The organism is Streptococcus hepaticus (genome assembly GCF_043656315.1).
GTDB classification, from domain to species: Bacteria; Bacillota; Bacilli; order Lactobacillales; family Streptococcaceae; genus Streptococcus; species Streptococcus hepaticus.
This window is the reverse complement of record NZ_JBINIY010000053.1, coordinates 1-437: the sequence shown is the minus strand read 5'-3', so window position 1 is coordinate 437 and position 437 is coordinate 1. Positions and strand designations below refer to the sequence as shown.

Genomic DNA, 437 nt, shown 5'->3' with positions numbered 1-437 from the left:
TTCAAGGTATTTTGATTTTTCTAATTGTATCTCTTGTTCCCTTGTTTGAATCGGCTGGAAAGATTGCCGTATCAAATGGAGCTGGAGTGATGGAATCACTCGCCATTATGTTTGGTGGCTTGGTACAGGCCATATTGTTAATCATTGCCTTAGTTGGCAGTCAACGAACCGCCCGAAGTATTTTGGGCATGTAGGAGGAAGGGAGTCACTATCTCGCCTCCTCTTTTTATAGCTTACTTAGATTGGAGAACATTTATGAACACTCGTGTCTTTAAGGACATATCAAAGGTTCAACACAGGGCATGGCTAGGATTTACAACTAGACAGGTTATTTTTGTATTTCCAGCCGTCGCCATAACCATTTTGGTATTGGGTTTGAACCTATTTTACTGGCAATTTGGGGATTGGTTTGTCTATGGTTTTGTTTTTAGCTTTAC

At 40.5% G+C, this 437-nt stretch carries 1 protein-coding gene and 1 pseudogene; both read left to right on the top strand.

All coding sequences use genetic code 11. The features are described from left to right. Window positions 1-194: pseudogene (locus ACHUFA_RS11065) on the top strand (conjugal transfer protein TrbL); the annotation flags it as partial. Between the two features lie 61 nt (window positions 195-255). Next, window positions 256-437, top strand: a 182-nt coding sequence (locus tag ACHUFA_RS11060; RefSeq protein ID WP_141666691.1) for a PrgI family mobile element protein, incomplete at its 3' end; no start/stop codon positions are given.